19 protein-coding genes and 4 pseudogenes are annotated in these 20,185 nt (G+C 55.1%); 14 read left to right on the forward strand and 9 right to left on the reverse strand.

Annotated features, from left to right (window positions below; genetic code table 11):
- Positions 1–35: 35 nt before the first annotated feature.
- Genes napA through napF form a run of 3 tightly spaced genes read right to left on the reverse strand, consistent with a single transcriptional unit; the run spans position 36 to position 3,272 of the window.
- The gene (gene napA / locus ACUTQ5_RS14365) at positions 36–2,522 is read right to left on the reverse strand and encodes a nitrate reductase catalytic subunit NapA (protein WP_445651811.1); all 2,487 of its coding nucleotides are present in this window, start codon (positions 2,520–2,522) and stop codon (positions 36–38) included.
- A complete protein-coding gene (napD, locus tag ACUTQ5_RS14370; protein ID WP_445651812.1) occupies positions 2,519–2,785 on the reverse strand; it encodes a chaperone NapD in 267 nt (88 codons plus the stop codon). The genes napA and napD overlap by 4 nt, the downstream gene beginning before the upstream one ends.
- Complete coding sequence (gene napF, locus ACUTQ5_RS14375; protein ID WP_445651813.1) at positions 2,775–3,272, reverse strand: ferredoxin-type protein NapF; 498 nt, start codon at positions 3,270–3,272, stop codon at positions 2,775–2,777. Before napF ends, napD begins: the two co-directional genes overlap by 11 nt.
- A 416-nt stretch (positions 3,273–3,688) precedes the next feature.
- On the opposite strand from napF, the gene narQ reads away from it, so the two are divergent.
- Entirely contained in the window at positions 3,689–5,371 is a 1,683-nt protein-coding gene (gene narQ / locus ACUTQ5_RS14380) for a nitrate/nitrite two-component system sensor histidine kinase NarQ (protein ID WP_445651814.1), read from the forward strand.
- A gap of 162 nt (positions 5,372–5,533) precedes the next feature.
- Complete coding sequence (gene narL / locus ACUTQ5_RS14385; RefSeq protein WP_445651815.1) at positions 5,534–6,166, forward strand: two-component system response regulator NarL; 633 nt, start codon at positions 5,534–5,536, stop codon at positions 6,164–6,166.
- Positions 6,167–6,192: 26 nt separating this feature from the next.
- On the opposite strand, the gene ACUTQ5_RS14390 is transcribed toward narL, so the two are convergent.
- The gene (locus ACUTQ5_RS14390) at positions 6,193–6,471 is read right to left on the reverse strand and encodes a winged helix-turn-helix domain-containing protein (protein WP_261093096.1); all 279 of its coding nucleotides are present in this window, start codon (positions 6,469–6,471) and stop codon (positions 6,193–6,195) included.
- Positions 6,472–6,753: 282 nt separating this feature from the next.
- On the opposite strand from ACUTQ5_RS14390, the gene acrD reads away from it, so the two are divergent.
- On the forward strand, positions 6,754–9,891 hold the full coding sequence (gene acrD, locus ACUTQ5_RS14395) for a multidrug efflux RND transporter permease AcrD (RefSeq protein ID WP_445651816.1): 3,138 nt from the start codon (positions 6,754–6,756) through the stop codon (positions 9,889–9,891).
- 120 nt (positions 9,892–10,011) lie between these two features.
- Here acrD and ypfM read toward each other — a convergent pair whose 3' ends face one another.
- A complete protein-coding gene (gene ypfM / locus ACUTQ5_RS14400; RefSeq protein ID WP_112349006.1) occupies positions 10,012–10,071 on the reverse strand; it encodes a protein YpfM in 60 nt (19 codons plus the stop codon).
- A 339-nt stretch (positions 10,072–10,410) separates the two neighbouring features.
- Between ypfM and yncE the strand changes: the two genes are divergently transcribed.
- The 6 genes and pseudogenes from yncE to ACUTQ5_RS14430 all read left to right on the forward strand — a co-directional run.
- Positions 10,411–11,478, forward strand: a complete 1,068-nt coding sequence (gene yncE, locus ACUTQ5_RS14405) for a 7-bladed beta-propeller protein YncE (protein ID WP_445651817.1) — start codon at positions 10,411–10,413, stop codon at positions 11,476–11,478.
- An 8-nt stretch (positions 11,479–11,486) separates the two neighbouring features.
- The gene (locus tag ACUTQ5_RS14410; RefSeq protein WP_445651818.1) at positions 11,487–13,658 is read left to right on the forward strand and encodes a TonB-dependent siderophore receptor; all 2,172 of its coding nucleotides are present in this window, start codon (positions 11,487–11,489) and stop codon (positions 13,656–13,658) included.
- Positions 13,659–13,788: 130 nt separating this feature from the next.
- The gene (locus ACUTQ5_RS14415; protein ID WP_445651819.1) at positions 13,789–14,268 is read left to right on the forward strand and encodes a tetratricopeptide repeat protein; all 480 of its coding nucleotides are present in this window, start codon (positions 13,789–13,791) and stop codon (positions 14,266–14,268) included.
- A gap of 11 nt (positions 14,269–14,279) precedes the next feature.
- The gene (locus ACUTQ5_RS14420; protein WP_445651820.1) at positions 14,280–14,711 is read left to right on the forward strand and encodes a GNAT family N-acetyltransferase; all 432 of its coding nucleotides are present in this window, start codon (positions 14,280–14,282) and stop codon (positions 14,709–14,711) included.
- Between the two features lie 23 nt (positions 14,712–14,734).
- Positions 14,735–15,049, forward strand: coding sequence for an isochorismate lyase (locus tag ACUTQ5_RS14425; RefSeq protein WP_445651821.1), 315 nt, complete (start codon positions 14,735–14,737; stop codon positions 15,047–15,049).
- Between the two features lie 11 nt (positions 15,050–15,060).
- Positions 15,061–15,555: pseudogene (locus ACUTQ5_RS14430) on the forward strand (integrase core domain-containing protein); the annotation flags it as partial.
- Between the two features lie 23 nt (positions 15,556–15,578).
- Here ACUTQ5_RS14430 and ACUTQ5_RS14435 read toward each other — a convergent pair.
- Positions 15,579–15,935, reverse strand: coding sequence for a DUF1493 family protein (locus tag ACUTQ5_RS14435; protein WP_445651822.1), 357 nt, complete (start codon positions 15,933–15,935; stop codon positions 15,579–15,581).
- Between the two features lie 7 nt (positions 15,936–15,942).
- Positions 15,943–16,388, reverse strand: a pseudogene (locus tag ACUTQ5_RS14440) (STM2901 family protein).
- Positions 16,389–16,569: 181 nt separating this feature from the next.
- On the opposite strand from ACUTQ5_RS14440, the pseudogene ACUTQ5_RS14445 reads away from it, so the two are divergent.
- Positions 16,570–16,674 (forward strand): annotated as a pseudogene (locus ACUTQ5_RS14445) (transposase); the annotation flags it as partial.
- Between the two features lie 55 nt (positions 16,675–16,729).
- Here the strand turns inward: ACUTQ5_RS14445 and ACUTQ5_RS14450 are convergent.
- Positions 16,730–17,026 (reverse strand): annotated as a pseudogene (locus tag ACUTQ5_RS14450) (recombinase family protein); the annotation flags it as partial.
- Between ACUTQ5_RS14450 and ACUTQ5_RS14455 the strand changes: the two are divergent.
- Genes ACUTQ5_RS14455 through ACUTQ5_RS14470 form a run of 4 tightly spaced genes read left to right on the forward strand, consistent with a single transcriptional unit; the run spans position 17,016 to position 19,385 of the window.
- The gene (locus ACUTQ5_RS14455; RefSeq protein ID WP_445651823.1) at positions 17,016–17,402 is read left to right on the forward strand and encodes an ArsC family reductase; all 387 of its coding nucleotides are present in this window, start codon (positions 17,016–17,018) and stop codon (positions 17,400–17,402) included. The pseudogene ACUTQ5_RS14450 and the gene ACUTQ5_RS14455 sit on opposite strands and share 11 nt — an antisense overlap.
- Complete coding sequence (gene dapE, locus ACUTQ5_RS14460; protein WP_445651824.1) at positions 17,399–18,526, forward strand: succinyl-diaminopimelate desuccinylase; 1,128 nt, start codon at positions 17,399–17,401, stop codon at positions 18,524–18,526. Before ACUTQ5_RS14455 ends, dapE begins: the two co-directional genes overlap by 4 nt.
- Complete coding sequence (locus ACUTQ5_RS14465; RefSeq protein ID WP_445651825.1) at positions 18,523–19,197, forward strand: M15 family metallopeptidase; 675 nt, start codon at positions 18,523–18,525, stop codon at positions 19,195–19,197. Before dapE ends, ACUTQ5_RS14465 begins: the two co-directional genes overlap by 4 nt.
- 2 nt (positions 19,198–19,199) lie before the next feature.
- Positions 19,200–19,385, forward strand: coding sequence for a YpfN family protein (locus ACUTQ5_RS14470; RefSeq protein ID WP_135317516.1), 186 nt, complete (start codon positions 19,200–19,202; stop codon positions 19,383–19,385).
- A 28-nt stretch (positions 19,386–19,413) separates the two neighbouring features.
- On the opposite strand, the gene ypfH is transcribed toward ACUTQ5_RS14470, so the two are convergent.
- Positions 19,414–20,103 (reverse strand): esterase, encoded by a 690-nt coding sequence (ypfH, locus tag ACUTQ5_RS14475; RefSeq protein ID WP_261153121.1) that lies wholly within the window; start codon positions 20,101–20,103, stop codon positions 19,414–19,416.
- Positions 20,104–20,185 lie beyond the last annotated feature (82 nt).

Genomic DNA, 20,185 nt, shown 5'->3' on the forward strand with positions numbered 1-20,185 from the left:
ATTAAATAAGGTGTTCATCGCACAATTCGTCACCCTCACACCTTCTCCACCTTCACCGCGCATTTCTTGAAGTCGACCTCTTTGGAAAGCGGATCAGTGGCGTCCAGCGTCAGGTTGTTGACCAGCTGCGCCGCATCAAAGAACGGCATATATACCAGTCCCCTTGGCGGACGGTTACGGCCGCGGGTTTCGACCGTGCTGATCAATTCGCCACGGCGCGACAGCACCCTGACCTTTTCGCCACGGCGCAGGTTGCGGCTTTTGGCATCCAGCGGATGGATAAACACCACCGCCTGCGGGAAGGCACGGTGCAGCTCGGGTACCCGGCGGGTCATCGAACCGGTATGCCAATGTTCCAGCACCCGTCCGGTGGATAACCAAAGGTCATAGTCTTTGTCCGGGCTTTCCGCCGCCGGTTCGAACGGCAGCGCGAAGATCACCGCCTTGCCGTCCGGTTTGCCATAGAAACGCACTTCTTCCCCAGCTTTAACGTAGGGGTCAGTCCCTTCGCGATAGCGCCATAGCGTCTCTTTGCCCTCCACCACCGGCCAGCGCAGACCGCGAGCCTGATGGTAGCTATCGAACGGTGCCAGATCGTGGCCATGACCGCGACCAAAACCGGCATATTCTTCAAACAGCCCTTTTTGCAGATAGAAGCCGAAGTCGCGTGCCTCATCGTTAAGCTGATCCGCCGGGATCTCCGTCAGCGGGTATTTGTTAACCTCACCATTGGCAAATAGCACGTCGTACAGCGTTTTGCCGCGATATTCCGGTTTCTGCGCCAGCAGTTCGGCCGGCCACACTTCTTCCACCGTAAAGCGTTTGGAGAACTCCACCAGTTGCCACAGATCGGATTTGGCCTCACCCGGCGCTTTCACCTGCTGACGCCAGAACTGAGTGCGACGCTCCGCATTACCGTAAGCCCCCTCTTTCTCCACCCACATGGCGGTCGGCAGGATCAGGTCGGCAGCCAGGGCGCTGACAGTCGGGTAAGGATCAGATACCACCACAAAGTTGCGCGCATCGCGCCACCCCGGCATCCGGTCTTCATTGATGTTCGGCCCGGCCTGCATGTTGTTGTTACACATCACCCAGTAAGCGTTCAGCGTACCGTCTTTCAGCGCGCGATCCTGCGCTACCGCATGCAACCCGACTTTGGCTGGAATGGTGCCGGCCGGCAGTTGCCACTTCTGCTCAGCCGTCTGCCGATGTTTTTCGTTGGTGACCACCATGTCGGCCGGCAGACGGTGGGCAAAGGTGCCCACTTCACGGGCGGTGCCACAGGCGGAAGGCTGGCCGGTCAGTGAGAATGGCCCACAGCCCGGTTTGGAGATTTTGCCGGTCAACAGATGCAGGTTGTAGCACAGGTTATTGGCCCACACGCCGCGCGTATGCTGGTTAAAGCCCATGGTCCAGTACGACACCACCTTGATGTTCGGATCGGCATACAGTTTTGCCAGCGCTTCCAATTGGTCTTCCGGCACGCCGCTCATTTTGGCCGTTTTTTCCAGCGTGTAGTCCGCTACGAAGGTTTTGTATTCCTCGAAGCTCATCGGATCCGAAGCGTCGCTGCCCGGATTTTTAGCCGCTTTTTCCAGCGGATCGGTTGGACGCAGGCCGTAACCGATATCCGTCGCCCCACGGCGGAAGTTGACGTGCCGATTCAGGAAGTCCTGATCCACCGCGTTGTTTTGAATGATGTAATTGGCGATGTAGTTCATGATCGCCAGATCGGTCTGCGGCGTGAATACCATGCCGTTGTCCGCCAGTTCGAAGCTGCGGTGTTCAAAGGTCGACAACACCGATACGTTGACCTTCTCATTGCTCAGGCGACGGTCGGTGATGCGCGACCACAGGATCGGGTGCATCTCCGCCATGTTGGAGCCCCACAGCACAAAGGCATCAGCCTGCTCGATATCGTCATAGCAGCCCATAGGCTCATCCATGCCGAAGGTGCGCATAAAGCCCACGACCGCTGACGCCATACAGTGACGGGCGTTCGGATCCAGGTTATTGGAGCGCAGACCGGCTTTGAGCAATTTGGCGGCGGCATAGCCTTCCCACACCGTCCACTGACCGGAACCGAACATGCCAACGGCCTCCGGGCCTTTCTCTTTCAAGGCCTGCTTGAACTTTTCGGCCATAATGTCGAAAGCTTGCTGCCAACTGACCGGTGTGAACTCGCCTTCCTTGTGGTACTGACCGTCCTTCATGCGCAGCAGTGGCTGAGTCAGACGATCTTTGCCGTACATGATCTTTGGCAGGAAATAGCCTTTGATGCAGCTCAACCCACGGTTGACCGCCGCTTCCGGATCGCCCTGTGAGGCAATAATGCGGCCGTTCTGGGTACCGACCAGCACGCCACAACCTGTGCCGCAGAAACGGCAGGGTGCTTTGTCCCATTTGATAGAGTCGGCGCTGCCTGCCACCGCCTGCGCCACCGTAGGAATAGTCAGCCCGGCGGCTGCCGCAGCGGCGACCGCGGCGTTTGCTTTCATGAAGTCTCGACGACTGAGTTTCATGGCGTTACCTCACCTTGAGTGTCCTGCTGGTGATAAACCAGCGATACCGCCAGCACGCCATCCAAATTGCGTACCGACTCAATTTTCTCCAGCAGCTGATGGGAACAAGCTGCCTGCATTACCACCACCAGCTTGCCGTTCGGCTGGTCCTGAGCCGGAATTTCCGTGTCCGCTATCGCCAGCAAATCGGCAACCAGCCGTGGAAATTTCTCTGGCCGAGCCTGCACCACCAGCCCGCTAACGTGCCATTCGTTATTCATCATTATTTTCGCTCTGGGTTAGGGTGACAGCACCGGCCGGGCAACCGGCGACGCAGGCGCCACAGCCCGTGCAGGCCGCGACCTCCAGCACGGGTTGAGCCATTTCGCCCAGACGGGGCCGAAAGCGGATCGCCTGAGTCTCGCAGCTATCCTGGCAACTGCGGCATTCCACGCCCCGCTGCGCCAGGCAGTTGGTTCCGAATACCGCATGTTGTCGCCAGGGGGTTTCTGCCAACGGGCGAAATAGCGGCTCTTCGCAGGCCTGCACGCAGCGCTCGCAGAAAGTGCATTCCGCTCGTTGAAAATCAATTTCGGGAAAACCGCCGCTGCCGCTAATCAGCACTCCGGTTTCGCAGGCGCGAACGCAGGCCTGGCAGCGAGTGCAACCGGTAATAAAAAGGGATTCTTGCAGCGACCACGGGGGGCGGATCGCCGCGACTGGTTGACGCCATTGTCCACCAAGCAGGTTACGCCGTGACAATACGGCCATGCTGTTTTCCTCGACATTGCAAACACGCCACCGCGCGTAATAAATAGAACCTGTTTTGTATTGTTATTGTAGTCGTTGCTAAGAAATTGCCAGTCGCCGGCATGATGTAAAAGGCGACGGGCTTAAACCTTGATAAGCGCGGGGGTAAGATAAGATGAGTTCGGGGGGTATATAATCACCCTAAAGGGGTAAATGCAGGGGTAGTTTGCGCCAGATCAATCAATTACCGACGGGGGCGTAATTTTAGCCCTGGGATTTTCGTCCATCGATATCTATTTGATTATATAACGCTAAGCTCTTGTGAGGGTGGCGGCCAATTTAATGCAAAACGCTACGCATTTTAGTTGCAAAACTTATAATTTTGCTTTCGAATGAAACCCGGCGATGTTCATCGCCCGCAAGAAAAGGATGCATGATTGCTTGTTAAACGTTCAGTGACCAGCAGCCTGGCCAAGGCGCTGTTTTGCATTGTGATTTTGTCCGTGCTCTCCACCGGGCTGGCGCTGACCACCGTGGTTGACAGCCTGCGCGACGCCGAAGCGGTCAACATTGCTGGCTCGCTGCGTATGCAGAGCTACCGGCTGGCCTACAATCTCACTCGCCCGGCTCCGGAGCTGGAACAGCATCTGTTGCAGTATCAGCAATCCCTGCAGGCCCCGGCGTTGCAGAAGTTGGACCGTTTTTACGTACCTGCGGAGGTGCGGGAAAAGTATCTGTCTCTGCAGCATGCCTGGCAGCCCCTGGCGCAGCAGATTCGGGCCGGACAGTCAGCTAACTATCAGGCCAATATCGCCGGCTATGTTAACCAGATTGACCATTTTGTGTTGGCGCTACAACGTTATTCCGAGCTGAAACTGACCATTGTGGCGGCCATCAGCGTGCTGGGCTTTATCGCCATCATCGGCCTGGTGCTGTTTTGCATCCGTTTTATGCGCCGTCAGGTGGTAGCGCCGCTAAAGCACCTGGTGGATGCCAGCCAGCGCGTGCAACAGCGGGACTTTAACCATCCGCCGCTGGATATCGCCCTGCCGAATGAGCTGGGCGTCTTGTCGCAGGCCTTTACCGCCATGTCGGGCGACCTGGCCAAATTATATCAATCGCTGGAGCAGAAAGTGCGAGAGAAAACCCAGCGTCTGCAGCAGGCGAACAAGACGCTGGAAGTCCTGTATACCTGTTCGCAAGCGCTGAGCGTGCGGCAGATAGACCAGCAGGCATTCGAACAAATCCTGCATATTGTGCGCCAAAGCGAAGATTTGCACTGTATCCGGCTAAAGGTGGCAGACAGCCTCAGCGAATGGCAATTACATAGCGGCAGCCCTTCGGCAACGCTGGCGTGGCAATCGCTAGCCATCGTCCAGGGCGATAAAACCCTGGAGGAACTGAGTTGGCAGCAAAAAGAACAGCCACCCCATCCGCACCTGATGCAGAGCGTGGCCAATATGTTAAGCCGGGGGATCTATTTTAACCGCGCACAAAAACAACATATGCAATTTTTGCTGATGGAAGAACGTGCCACCATCGCCCGCGAGCTGCACGATTCTCTGGCACAGGCGCTGTCGTTTTTGCGTATTCAGCTAACCCTGCTCAAGCATACGCTGGCGGATAGCGCCCCTGAAGCACAAGAGATTATTACCGATTTTGACCAGGCGCTGGCCGACGCCTATCGCCAACTGCGCGAACTGCTGACCACCTTCCGCCTGAACATTCAGGAGGCCGATTTGAACACCGCACTGCACCAGTTGCTGGCGCCATTAAAGGTTCTTACCGGCGCACGGATTCAGTTACACTGTCGGCTTTCTTCCCAGGCGCTCAATGCCCAACAGCAGGTGCATGCGCTACAGATTGTGCGCGAAGCGGTGCTTAACGCCATCAAACATGCCGAAGCACAGGAAATCGTGATTCGCTGCGAAATGACGGCCGAGGGTGATAACAGCATCAGCATCGCTGACGACGGTTGCGGCATCGCCAGCCTGAATGAACCTGAAGGTCACTATGGTCTGACCATCATGAGCGAGCGCGCTGCGCGACTGGGAGGAACGCTGCGCATCCAGCGGGGTGAGCCGGACGGCACGGAAGTCCGCCTGACATTCCCGCCATAAAATCAAGGCTGTTAACCCTTCGTTACGGTTTAGCTGAGTCTAACAGTCTATTTCAGGATGTTCGTGGCACCAATTGCCACTATTTTATAAGAATCTGTCCCACTGTGAAGCGTGCTGCACGGCACGTTTGAGTGGCTTTACTCGCTACAGGGAGCATATTTCATGGTGATCAAGAATTACCGAGTAATGATCGTCGACGACCACCCGCTGATGCGCCGCGGCATCAAACAATTGCTGGGGCTGGATCCGCTGTTTAGCGTGCTGGCCGAAGCCAGCAGTGGCAACGAAGCCATTGCGCTCGCGCTGCAGCACACGCCGGACGTGATCCTGCTCGATCTGAACATGAAAGGTTTGTCCGGTCTGGACACGCTGAAAGCGCTGCGCAATGAAGGCGTGGATGCCCGTATTATCGTACTGACGGTATCGGACTCACGCAACGACGTGTACGCGTTGATCGACGCCGGTGCCGACGGCTACCTGCTGAAAGACAGTGAACCGGAACAATTGCTGGAGCATATTCGCGCGGCGGCGGAAGGCCAGAACGTGATTAGCGACGCGGTAGCGGACTATCTCTCATCCCGTCGTGAACAACACGATCCCTTTGCCGAACTGACCGAACGCGAGCTGGACGTGCTGCAGGAAGTGGCGCGTGGCCTGTCCAATAAGCAGGTAGCGGCCCAACTGCACATTTCTGAAGAGACAGTGAAAGTACATATTCGCAATATGTTGCGCAAACTGGATGTACGTTCACGCGTGGCGGCAACGGTGATGTACCTGGAGCACAAGAGTCAATAATCCTTCCCCGGCGTGCCGGGGAGGTTTTATTCGATGGCGGCGAGCAGCGTCTGATGATGCTGATTAACCCAGCCCTTGTTGATCGGCCCCCAGTTTTCCAACTGATAGAAACCGTCGTTATTGCGCACGCCCTGCTGAATAAACTGCAATTCTACCCCCAGACCGGGCAAGGCTTTCAACACGTCTTGCAGGGTTCGGCGCGGCCAGCCGGTCAGCTCCATCAGACGCGGGACGTTTGGCCGTTCGCTGTGGCTGATCAGCCAGCACAGATAAAGACGACGGGCAAATACCGGGTTAATTTCCATGCCTTGCTCCTGCATTAAAGTGAGCCCTGATTATTTTTTGACAACGCCGAGTGTTCAGGCCCTTGATTGTCATTAAATTGTCTTAATCGCAACGTTAAAGGTAATGACGGCGTAATTAGGGGTTTCTTCTACCGTTATTTACATTATCTCCTTTTTTTCTCCACGCTTCCCCTCCCCTTCACGCGTAAAGTGCATAAGTGCCGGAATCCTTCCCAGCTACTGAGAAAACGCAATTCCGATGCGTCTTAAAGATAGAACAAGTCATAACGAGGTTCGCGCTGCATGGCCAATTTTTTTATTGATCGCCCGATTTTCGCCTGGGTCCTGGCAATTATTCTTTGCCTGACCGGCGCTTTGGCGATTTTTTCCTTACCGGTGGAACAATATCCGAATCTGGCGCCGCCAAACGTTCGCATTAGCGCTACCTACCCAGGTGCTTCGGCACAGACGCTGGAAAACACCGTCACCCAGATTATCGAACAGAACATGACGGGTCTGGACAACATGATGTATATGTCGTCGCAGAGCACCAATACCGGGCGAGCCACAGTAACGCTGACCTTTGAGGCCGGTACCGATCCTAACGAGGCGATGCAGCAGGTACAAAACCAACTGCAGGCGGCGATTAAACGACTGCCGCAGGCCGTGCAGACCCAGGGCGTAACGGTATCGAAATCCGGTGATACCACGCTGATGATGGTGGCCTTTGTCTCCACCGACGGCAGCATGGACAAGCAGGACATTGCCGATTACATCGTTTCCAACCTGCAGGATCCGCTCAGCCGCATCAACGGCGTAGGGAGCATGGACGTTTATGGCTCGCAATACGCGATGCGTATCTGGCTCGATCCCAACAAACTTAACAGTTACCAACTCACCACCCAGGACATTGTTAGCGCGATCAAATCGCAGAACGCCCAGGTCGCGGTCGGCCAGCTCGGCGGTACGCCCTCCGTCGATAAACAGGCGCTTAACGCCACCATCAACGCGCAGTCGCAGTTGCAAACGCCTGAGCAGTTCCGAAAAATTACCCTGCGAGTCAACCAGGACGGTTCATTAGTCACGCTTGGCGATGTTGCCACCATCGAACTCGGTGGCGAAAACTATGACTATCTCAGCCGCTATAACGGCATGCAGGCCGCCGGCATGAACATCAAGCTGGCCTCCGGTGCCAACGAGTTGCAAACCGATCGGTTGGTAAAGGATAAAATCGCCGAGCTGTCGCAGTATTTCCCACACGGGCTGGAGGCGAAGGTCGCCTATGAAACCACCCCGTTCGTTAAGGCCTCAATCAAAGACGTGGTAAAAACCCTGCTGGAAGCCATTGTGCTGGTGTTCCTGGTAATGTACCTGTTCCTGCAGAACTTCCGCGCCACCCTAATCCCGACCATCGCCGTGCCGGTAGTGTTGATGGGCACCTTCGCCATTCTTTCGGCCTGCGGATTCAGTATTAACACCCTGACCATGTTCGCCATGGTGCTAGCCATCGGGCTATTGGTGGATGACGCCATCGTGGTGGTGGAAAACGTCGAACGCGTGATGAGCGAAGAAGGCCTGTCACCCAGGGATGCCACACGCAAATCCATGGGGCAGATCCAGAGTGCGCTGGTCGGCATCACCATGGTGTTGTCGGCGGTGTTTATCCCGATGGCGTTCTTCGGCGGTACCACCGGTGCCATTTACCGCCAGTTCTCGATCACCATCGTTTCGGCCATGGTGCTGTCGGTGCTGGTGGCGATGATCCTGACCCCAGCCCTGTGCGCCACCTTGCTCAAACCGATTGCCAAAGGTCACCATCACGGCAAGCGCGGCTTCTTCGGCTGGTTCAACCGTATGTTCAACCGCAACGCCGACCGCTACGAGCGCGGTGTGGCGCGGGTGCTGCACGCAAGTAGCCGTTATCTGGTGATTTACCTGTTGCTGCTTGGCGGCATGGCATTACTGTTTATCAAGTTGCCGACCTCCTTCCTGCCGCAGGAAGACCGCGGGGTATTCACCGTCCAGGTACAGTTACCGCCGGGTTCGACCCTGCAGCAAACCACCAAAGTGGTGGAAAAAGTTGAACACTATTTTCTGACCAAAGAAAAACAGGACGTGCTGTCCGTGTTCTCCACCATTGGTGCCGGTCCCGGCGGCAATGGGCAGAACGTGGCACGCATGTTTATTCGCTTGAAAGACTGGGATTTGCGTACCTCCGGCGACAACAGCTCATTCGATATCATCGATCGCGCCACCAAGGAATTTAACCAGATTATCGAGGCGCGGGTGATTGCCAGCAGTCCACCGGCGATTACCGGCCTGGGCAATTCTTCCGGCTTCAATATGGAACTCGAAGACCATGCCGGTCTGGGGCACGACCAACTGATGGCAGCACGCAATCAACTGCTGCAGCTGGCCGCCGCTAACCCGCTGCTGTCCCGCGTGCGCCACAATGGCCTGGATGACAGCCCGCAGTTGCAGATTGATATTGACCAACGCAAAGCCCAGGCGCTGGGTGTTTCAATCGATGACATCAACAACACGCTGTCGACCGCCTGGGGCTCAACCTACGTTAACGACTTCGTTGACCGCGGTCGGGTGAAAAAAGTCTATGTGCAGGCCGCCGCACCGTTCCGCATGCTGCCTGGCGACATCGATAAATGGTTCGTGCGCAACAGCGCGGGGGGCATGGTGCCGTTCAGCGCCTTTGCCACCTCCCATTGGGAATATGGCTCTCCACGTCTGGAGCGCTATAACGGCAGTTCAGCGCTGGAAATTGTGGGCGAAGCGGCAGAAGGCGTTAGCAGCGGTACCGCCATGGCCGAAATGGAAAAGATTGTCAGCCAGTTACCGACCGGCTTCGGTCTGGAATGGACCGCCATGTCCTACCAGGAACGCCTGTCCGGCTCGCAGGCACCGGCGCTGTATGCTATTTCGCTGTTGGTGGTGTTCCTGTGTCTGGCGGCGCTGTATGAGAGCTGGTCGATTCCGTTCTCGGTGATGCTGGTGGTGCCGCTGGGCCTGATTGGTGCCGTTGCCGCAACCTGGCTACGCGGGCTGGAGAATGACGTTTACTTCCAGGTGGGGATGCTGACCATCATCGGGCTGTCGGCGAAAAACGCCATACTGATCGTCGAGTTCGCCAACGAGCTAAACCATAAAGGCCAGGATTTGATGTCGGCCACCCTGGAAGCCTCACGTATGCGTCTGCGGCCGATCCTGATGACCTCGCTAGCCTTTATCTTCGGCGTACTGCCGATGACCATCAGCAGTGGAGCCGGCTCAGGCAGCCAGCATGCGGTGGGTACCGGGGTGATGGGCGGTATGATTTCCGCCACCCTGTTGGCAATTTACTTCGTACCGCTGTTCTTTGTGCTGGTACGCCGCCGCTTCCCAGGCAAATCGGCAGCCACCGCCAAAGCGCAAGACAGCGCGCAATAGCAGGCAAAAAAAAGCAGCATCGGGAAACCGATGCTGCTTTATCTCGAACGAGCGTCTCGTTCCCAGGGTGCTTTAATCACGAACAAATAAACCAACCTTGTTATCAACCCCAGCGCAGTGTCAGTTACCTAACATCTCTTCGATGAAGTCTTTCCAGTTTCCCAACTCACGATCAACCATAATAATTTACAACCTCAATTAATAGACGAAGCGAATTCTACGCCTGTTTTTTGAGCAAGTGAAGAGATTCGGGAACGATGCCACCCACGAAAACCGGGGATAGTGCACATTTTCGTATTTATCTGAACAATGGTTAATCCCGACTATTCCCTTCCGTTATTAATCCATCAAACAACACACCTAAAAGATCTAAATCTGCCGCTGTGGGCCATTCCCCTGGCAACCAACCGCTCAGCCAAGGTCGGCATCAATAACTTCATATGATTATAAAATGATATTGATAATTAATATCAATATCATTACGATTCTCAAAACGTAAATTGATGTAAAGGAATGTATATGAAGTTACACCTGTTCACTCCAGGCAAAGGTTTCTCTTTCAGCACCCTGACCTCCGCCATGCTGCTGTCTTGCTCAACGCTGGCCGCTGAGCTACCAGAAAGCTATTTCCAAACCAAACCGGTGGGATACGGCCTGTATGAACTGGCATTTGATGGCCAAAACAACACCCTGTTTGCCGCCTCTTCCCCCTCATTCGCCAAAGACAAGAACAGCGGGATTGTCTACCGTATCAACCCAGCTACGCTGGCCACTGAGGGGAAGATCGTTACCCAACGCCGCGCCTTCGCCACCGCGCTGGATGAAGAACGCCACGTTCTGTACATCGGTAATACCGTCGACGGTTCCGTAACCCTGATTGATACCCGGAGCGGTAAAGAACTCGCCACCATTGGGCTTAGCGAAAGCATGAAAGAGGACCAGTTCACCCCAACGCGTGAAATGGTGCTTGATAAGAAAAATCAGCGTTTGTATGTCTCTGGCACTGCGAAGCAAGGCGTACTATGGGTGATCGACACCGCCAAACGGGAAAAGATTGCCACCATCAGCAACGTCGGCGAATACCCCACCGGTCTTGCTCTGGACAGCGAACGTGGCCATATCTACTGCGTTAATGGCGGCGGTGAACTCATTACCCTTGATATCGGCAGCCACAAAATCCTCAAGCGCCTGGTCGTGGAACCCGCCAAGAAACACTTTTTCCTGAACATCAGCCTGGACAGCAAAACCGGCCGTGCCTTCCTCACCGATCCTGACCTGCCGAAAGTGCTGGTTGTCGATATCAACAGCGGCAAAATCCTGCACCAGATTGAGGTGATCAACTCACTGGCGGTGCTGTTCAACCCGGCCCGCAGCGAAATCTACATCACGCACCGCGAGGCCAAACGCATCAGCATCGTGGACAGCAACAGCTATCAGGTCAAAAACAGCATCACCACCACCGCACTGCCCAACAGCCTGGCCCTTTCTGCGGACGGCAATACCCTCTTTGCCAGCATCAAGCAGTCCAAGGAAGAGATGGAGAAAAAGCAGGACTATCTGCTCAAGATTAACCTTAGCGGACTGTGAGGCAGGCAATGGCTAGTTTTATGACTCGCCTTTCCGGTGGGGTACTGCTGTGCCTACCGGTCATGGTAGCGCAGGCTGCGGGCACCGAGCAGGCTCCCCGCCCACAGAAAGAAGAAACGCTGGAGGTGGTCGCTTCGCCACTGAGCGATGACGGCAGCACCGAAAACACCGGTTCTTACACCACCAGCCAAATGAGCACCGCGACCGGCTTGCCGCTGAGCATCAAAAATACGCCGCAGTCGGTTTCGGTCATCACTCGTCAGCAGATTGACGATATCAACGCTTATTCGTTGAAAGATATTCTGCGCTGGTCCACCGGCGTCAGCGAGAGTAACTACGATAGCGAACGCTCTTCGTTCAATTACCGCGGTTTTAGCGTCGATAATTATCAATATGACGGCGTTCCCACCTTCTTTGATTCCGGCTATTCCGGCGGTGAGTCAGAAATTGACTCGATCACCCTCGATCATGTCGAAATCGTCAGAGGTGCCGCCGGTTTGCTGAACGGCGTCGGTAATCCGGGGGCTGCCATCAACCTGGTGAGAAAGAAAGCCTCCAGCCTTTCGCCTTTTGCCCGCGTCGAACTCTCCGCCGGTTCCTGGGATCATTACCGCACCACGGTCGATGTAGGCACACCGCTCAATGACGAAGGTACCGTCAGGGTGCGCATCGCAGCCGCCGGCGAGCGCAGCCACTCGTTTATGGACAGGCATCAGGAACGCAAAAGCACTCTCTATGGCACGCTGGAAGCCGATCTGACCCGCGATACCCTGCTGCGGCTGGGGGCCGATTATCAACAGAACCGGCCTAAAGCCTCCACCTGGGGCGGTGCCCTGCCGACCGGCTGGTTCAGCGATGGCAGCGAGATCAATTGGGATCGCCACTACAGCGGTGCCTCTGACTGGTCGAGCTGGGATACCACGCTCAGCACCCAGTTTGCGACGCTGGAGCACCATTTCGATAACGGCTGGAAAAGCGTGGCCAACTACACTCATAGCCGTCAGGCTTTCGATGCCAAAATGGCGATGAGCCTTGGCGGACTGATCGATCCCGATACCTGGACGGTGAAACCTTCAAGCCCTTATGCCGGGCGTTATGAGGGTTACCGCGATCAACATGCGGTAGATCTGAAACTGAACGGTGATTTCAGCCTGCTGGGCCGCAACCACAAATTTGTGGTGGGCAGTTCTTCCGCCTGGCAGCACAGTTACAGCACTTATCGTAGCGCCAGCGCCTCACCATTGTTTAGCGGCAGCTTACTGGACTGGAACGGTGGCCTGGGCGAACCCGAGTGGTCGGACAAAATGCCACAGATGGATTACCGTACGCGGCAAATCGGCTTCTACAGCAGCGCTGACTTTTCGCTAACCGACCGGCTGGATCTGGTGCTCGGTGCCCGCTTCAACAGCTTTAAAAACACCACTACCACCACAGCCAACAAAGTCACGCCATTCGTCGGCACGGTCTACAAGTTAACCGATCAGGTCTCTGCCTATGCCAGCTACACCGACATCTTCAAGGATCAGAACCTGCTCGACAGCAGCGGTCACTACCTGGCGCCGATCGAAGGGGTGAATAAGGAAGTGGGCATTAAAGCTGCGTTGCTCAATGACCGGCTCAATCTGTCACTGTCGGCATTCCGCATCACGCAGGACAAGCTGGGCGTGCTGGACGAAGACACCGCCAATCTGGACTGGCTGCAGCAGACCTATCATGAGAGCCAGGGTGCCACCAGCAAGGGCATCGAGTTCGAACTGAACGGCGAACTGGCCCACGGCTGGAACGCGCAGTTTGGCATCACGCACTTCTCACTGAAGGACAAGGATAAGGTCGATCTCAACACCGAGCAGCCGCGCACGCGCATCAATCTGTTCACCACTTACCAACTGACGGGTACTTTGCGCGACCTGACGCTGGGCGGCGGCGCACGCTGGCAGAGCAAGGTTTACGCCAACGTAAGTGGGGCCGATAACGGTGAAATGGTCAATCGTAAAGCCGAACAAGGTTCTTACGTTCTGGTCGACGCGATGGCACGTTACAGGCTGACGCCGCAGACCTCGGTGCAACTCAACCTGAACAACGTTTTCGACCAGAAATACTACTCGCAGGTTAATTTCTACAGTACCCGTAACTATGGCGAACCGCGTAACTTCATGCTGACGCTTAAACACGAGTTCTGATCGCCCGCAGTAAAACGGCCCCGGACCACGGGGCCAACCCTCCCTCTGTAATGCCTTATCCCTTGTGCGATGAATTCTTCCGTAGTAGCGTGCAAAAGGTACAAAAACCCTACTCACCCAAGGCCATGTAATGTCCCCTACGCTGACCATCGAACAATTGAAAGAGTTGGGCCGCTATCAGGAAGCGACCGAACTGGCGCAACAACAGTTACTGCAACAACCGGAAGCCGCCGGGCTACACTACCAATTGGCTTGCCTGTATGACGTACAGGGATTTGAGCAACAGGCCATTCCCTGCTACCTCGCGGCGCTGGCGCACAATTTGCCGGCGACGCAGCGGCAGGAAGCCTGGCTTGGCCTGGGCAGTACCTACCGGGCGCTCGGCCTGTACCAACAATCACTGGCCGCCTTCGACGACGGGTTGAACGAGTTCCCGCAGGCTAAAGAGCTCACGCTGTTCCGCGCCATGACGCTGTACAACCTGGGCGAAACCAAACAGGCGGTCGCAGATTTGCTGTTACTGCTGGCGGAAACTTCCTCGCATAGTGACATCAGCAGCTACCAGCGTGCGATCCGTCAATACGCCGCCGATCTGGCTCGGATTGGCTAAGCGAGGCTGATATGGAAATAGTGACCGACCCGAACCGCTACGGCGTCGACTGGCTGCAATTGGCCGAGCTACTGGAAACCGCCGGATTGGGCCAACGCGATCCGCAGGTATTGCAGCGCGTTTATCAACACAGCCAATTTTGCTACTGGGGCTACCTGGATGGCCGGCTGATCGCCACCGCCCACGCCATTAGCGACATGACCTCGGTTGCCTATCTTGCCGACGTAGCCCTGCATCCGGATTTTCAGGGCCGGGGATTGGGACGTCAATTGATGGATCGGGTGATGCAGGATCTGGCCCCGCTCGGCAAAGTGTTTATCTACTCGGTGCCCGACAAGCTGGAGTTCTACAAAAAATACCACTTCCGTGAGCTGACCACCGGCATGGTCTATGCCGATAGCACGGCATTGGCGCGCCTGCAGCAAAACGGCTATATCCGCTGAAAAAACCTTAAAGGAACCTCCCATTGCTCATTGAAAATCGGCTGTCTCCGCAGGACTGTGCGGATATGAATGATATTCGCGCGGAAATAGACATGATGGACGAAAACATCATAAAGCTGATCGCCCAACGCTTCGCCTACGTAAAGGCTGCGGCCAAATTCAAGACCAGCCCCGATGCGGTACGCGCCAAAGAGCGCTTTGAGGCCATGCTGCTGCAAAGACGAGTCTGGGCCGATGAGCAAGGTTTAAGCCCAGAGGTGATAGAAAAAATGTATCGCGATCTGGTCAACTATTTTATCAGCGAAGAAATGAAACATTGGTCCCAGGATCAGGGGTAATCCCCCCGAAAAATGAATGCTGGTCGATGGACTTTATGCATGCTCAGCTATCAGATGGTCGTTCCGTCCGTTTGCTGAATGTCATCGATGACTTTAATCGTGAAGCTCTGGCCATTGAGGTGGATTTTTCTCTGCCGGCAAGCCGGGTAGTCAGGACACTGGAACAACTCATTGAATGGAAGGGAAGGCCAACGGCTATCCGGTGTGATAACGGGCCAGAATATACAGGCAAAATACTGATGTCATGGGTGTCCCGGCAGAATATAACACTTCGGTTTATTCAGCCCGGCAAACCTCAGCAGAATGCTTATATTGAACGATATAACCGGACAGGACGTTATGACTGGCTGGGGCAGCGCCTGTTTTCATCGCTGAACGAATTGCAGGACTATGCCACGCAGTGGCAATGGTTTTATAATCACGAGCGCCCGAATATGGCACTGAATGGTTTTACGCCAATGCCGCATATTCAACGCATGACCGATTCTACTTATGACCCCCGTTAAAAATGGGGAGATTACCAGTCCTTTTAATCGTAAAGCCAGTGACCAGCCTTGGCTGATTCAACAAGCATTTTCAGGGTTAATGGTTCCGGTTCAATCCATTCCCATTTATTATCTTTCGAACGTAAAAAATTCAACGGTAGAACTGCTTCTTCATTGGGCCAGTACTTTCCAAAAGTGAAATTTTTCCGGTCTACTTCGAATTTTGTAAAGTAATCATTAAGTATTTCTATCGCATCTTCATCTGCCCATGGATACTTACCAGTGGAGAGACTCGTTTCCAGTGTCAAAACTGGTTTCCTGAACAATGGGAAAACACGCCCATTCCAGTTTTTGTTGTACCAGTTCATGACCTCTTGTTCTATGTTGTCTGAATTGTTCATTCAGTGCCTACCACAGACGGTCAGAAGGATGTGCGATTGTGTTGTATTTGTTCACTGCTTTGAAGGAAATAATAGACACGTCAGCCGCTAAAATTACCCAGCCAACTAATGGTATGCTTCTACCGACGAAGGTTCCCAATCTCTGAGTCATGGCTCTTTTAACGTTAGGAGGGAAACCTATCCATGTTGGTAATCTTACTGGCATCATTCGCCCTCGGAATAACCTCCTGGAGTAGATAGACGCTACCGAGGTTCCAGGGGTTGCCCCAGCTAATTTACCCGCAACAGTGACACTGTTTGAGCCAAGGTAAATCCCTGCTACTGCTGCTATATCTGTGATACCAAAGTGATCGAGGGTTTCATCAACCATGATCCAAAAAATAGCTCACCCGCACTGAGATTAGATGAGCCATCATAGAAGTACGTTCCGTGAAGTTCTTCTACCGTATCCATAGGCTTATTTCCCTTACTTTACTTGCTGGTATTCCAGTACTACAACAATCAATAGGCATTAATCAAGCACAAAAAGCGGTAAAAAAATTTCGAAACGATAAAGTCAACCTGACCTGCCCCCCCGTTGATTAACACACCGCGATGTTAGTAATGTCTTCATAAACCACATGAGGACATCCCCATGAAGAAGCGTTTTTCCGACGAACAGATCATCAGTATTCTCCGCGAGGCTGAAGCCGGGGTATCCGCCCGTGAACTCTGCCGTAAGCACGCCATTTCCCATGCAGTTCGATTTGAGCACGATCTAATTGAGAAATGTATTCCACACACTTGAAAGGGTTTTCGCGAGAGAACCGATCGAGACTTTCAACGATGAGTACCGAGCCTTTCGCTATGTCACCATCATTAACACGCTTGAAAAATCGTCCTAACCCTGCACTTTCATGCAAATGTTCGGCTTTGAATGCTGAACGCCCTTCATCGATAATTAGCTCGTAGTCTGGATCGAAATCCTGCACTGGGGCATTATCTTCAAAATACTTGATGAGCAGTGATTCCTGACAGTTTAGGCCATCGCCGGATACCTGTTGCTCTGAACTTACCCTGATATAGAGGTAACATTTTTTTATGAAAGACAATGCTCAAAAAAGTTTGCTTAAGCTCTACGGCATCAAAAATTGTGACACCATCAAAAAAGCACGCCGCTGGCTGGAAGAACAGGGTGTGGCTTATCAATTTCACGACTACCGCGCCGACGGGCTGGACGAACAGCAACTGCGCGGCTTTGTCGAACGTCTCGGTTGGGAACCGCTGCTCAATACCCGCGGTACCACCTGGCGCAAGCTGGATGAAGCGCAGCGCACCGCCTGCAATAATGCAGATGCCGCCATCGCGCTGATGCTGGCACAGCCGGCAATCATCAAACGCCCATTGCTGGACGACGGCAATGGGCACGCCCTGCTCGGCTTCAGTGCCGAAGGCTACCAGCAATTTATTTCCGAGGTGGCAGCATGATTTGCCCGGTTATCGAACTGGCTCAACAATTGATCAGGCGCCCATCGCTCAGCCCGCACGATGAAGGCTGTCAGGCACTGATGATCGAACGTCTGAAAGCCATTGGTTTTACCGTTGAGCCGATGCCTTTCGGCGATACCCTGAATTTCTGGGCCTGGCGTGGCGAAGGCCAAACCCTGGCGTTTGCCGGCCACACCGACGTAGTGCCGACCGGCGACGAAAAACGCTGGGACAACCCGCCGTTTGAGCCGACCATCCGCGACGGCATGCTGTATGGCCGTGGCGCGGCAGACATGAAAGGCTCGCTGGCGGCAATGGTCGTGGCAGCCGAACGTTTCGTCGCGGCCAACCCGCATCATCAGGGCCGTTTGGCATTCCTGATCACCTCCGATGAAGAAGCCAGCGCGACCCATGGCACGGTGAAAGTGGTGGAAGCGCTGATGGCGCGCAACGAGCGCCTGGATTATTGCCTGGTCGGCGAGCCGTCCAGTACCGAACGCGTCGGCGACGTGGTGAAGAACGGGCGTCGCGGCTCGATCACCGCCAACCTGCACATCCACGGCATTCAGGGCCACGTTGCCTATCCGCATCTGGCGGAGAACCCGGTGCACCGCGCCATGCCGGCCCTCAATGAGCTGGTGGCGATCGAGTGGGACCACGGCAATGAATTCTTCCCGCCGACCAGCATGCAGATTGCTAACGTGCAGGCCGGTACCGGCAGCAACAACGTGATCCCTGGCGAGATGTTCGTTCAGTTCAACTTCCGCTTTAGTACCGAATCGACCGATGCGACGATCAAACAGCGCGTAGAAGAACTGCTTGAGCGCCATCAGTTGAACTACAGCATCGAATGGCGTTTGTCGGGCCAGCCTTTCCTGACTGCACGTGGTGCGCTGGTGGATGCCGTAGTTAACGCCGTCGAACACTACTCTGAGCTGACGCCGCAGTTGCTGACCACCGGGGGCACCTCAGACGGCCGCTTTATCGCCCAGATGGGGGCGCAGGTGGTTGAGCTGGGGCCAGTCAACGCGACTATCCATAAGGTCAACGAATGCGTGCACGCGGCCGATTTGCAACTGCTGAGCCGTATGTACCAACGCATCATGGAGCAATTGGTCGCATGATCACGCCAGAAATGTTGACCGGGTGCTCAACCGAGCATCTGGCACCGCTGAGCGGTAACCACCGGCTGCAGCCCGCCGCGGTGGCTGCGTTCCTCGCCATGCAGCAGGCGGCACTGGAGGCCGGGTTTGATCTGCAGCCCGCCAGCACATTTCGTGATTTTGGCCGGCAACAGGCGATCTGGAATGGAAAATTCTGCGGCGAGCGCCCAGTATTAGATAAAGACAGTCAGCCAATCGACATCGCGCTGCTGTCCACTGGCGAACGTTGCGAAGCGATCCTGCGCTGGTCGGCCTTGCCGGGCGCCAGTCGCCATCACTGGGGCAGTGACCTGGATGTCTACGACCCTTCGCTCTTGCCTGCCGGGCAAAAGCTGCAACTGGAGCCTTGGGAATACGAGCAAGGCGGCTATTTTTATCCACTCAATCAGTGGATGACGGAACATATGGCCGAATTTGGTTTTTACCGTCCGTTCACCGAAGAGGGTGACGGCGTGGCGGTAGAGCCCTGGCATCTGAGTTACCGTCCGCTGGCGCTTGAAGCCGAGCATCTGCTGACGCCAGAGCTGCTGCTTAGGGTCTGGAAAAATAAGGACGTCGCCGGTGCCCAATGGCTTGAAGAGCATTTGCCATCGATATTTTCGCGTTTTATACGCCCTGAAGGGAAGGAGTGAAGATGGAATGGTTAGCAGATTATTGGTGGATTATCCTGCTGATTCTGGTCGGGATGATTATCAGTGGGATCAAAGAGCTACGCCGCGTTGACGTAAAACGCTATCTGGCCGATAAGCCGGAGCTGCCACCGCACCGCGATAACAACGCCGAGTGGGATGCCGACGACGACTGGCCGAAGAAAAAATGATTTCAGGGCGCATTAAGCGCCCTGAAGTTTATTTAAAGGCGACCAAATCGCCGCGCTTGCCAAACATCGCTTCGTCCCAGTAGCGTTGCGGGACGTAGTAATGCAGCCGCTCGAGAGCGTCATTCATCATGCCCTGATTGATGGCATGCCCCACGTCTTCTTCCACGTCCAGCGTGAAATCGACGCCGATAGCCTGCAGCCGCTCCGCCGCCGCCCTGGCATGTTGCACCGCAATCACCCCGTCCTGCTCGCCGTGGATCAAATGCACCACGCTGTCACCGAACGCTTTATCAGGCAAACCGGCAAAGCGCCCGCTGAAAGCCACGATGCGGCCGGCCAGTCTGGGTTCAACTTTCAAGGCTTCCAGCGCCATGATTGAGCCCTGGGAAAAACCGACCAGCGCGGTACCTGCATCATTCACGCCACTTTGTTGCTGCCAGTAACGCACGGTTTCTATAAACTTCGGCATCACTTCAGCAATGCGCCCTGCACGGTTTTCTTCGGTCACGCCCTGCACCGAAAACCACTGACGACCGCCACCGTTACCGAAGGCAAAAGGGCCACCAATGCTGACTACCTGCGCCTGCGGGAAGTCTTTGGCGAAATAACTGCCAATCTCGCCCATCGCCACCGGGGTATCGCCAACACCGTGAAACAGCAGGATCAGCTGCGCAGCCGGGGTTGCCGGGCTCTGTACAACAAAATGCTCATGTTTCATCGGTGACTCCTCGTGTTGATCAAATTCTGCCCGGCGCCTGCTGCCCGGGTTCCTGTCAGCTACTATACGCCGCTGAGAATTC

The organism is Serratia sp. NA_112.1, assembly GCF_052691715.1.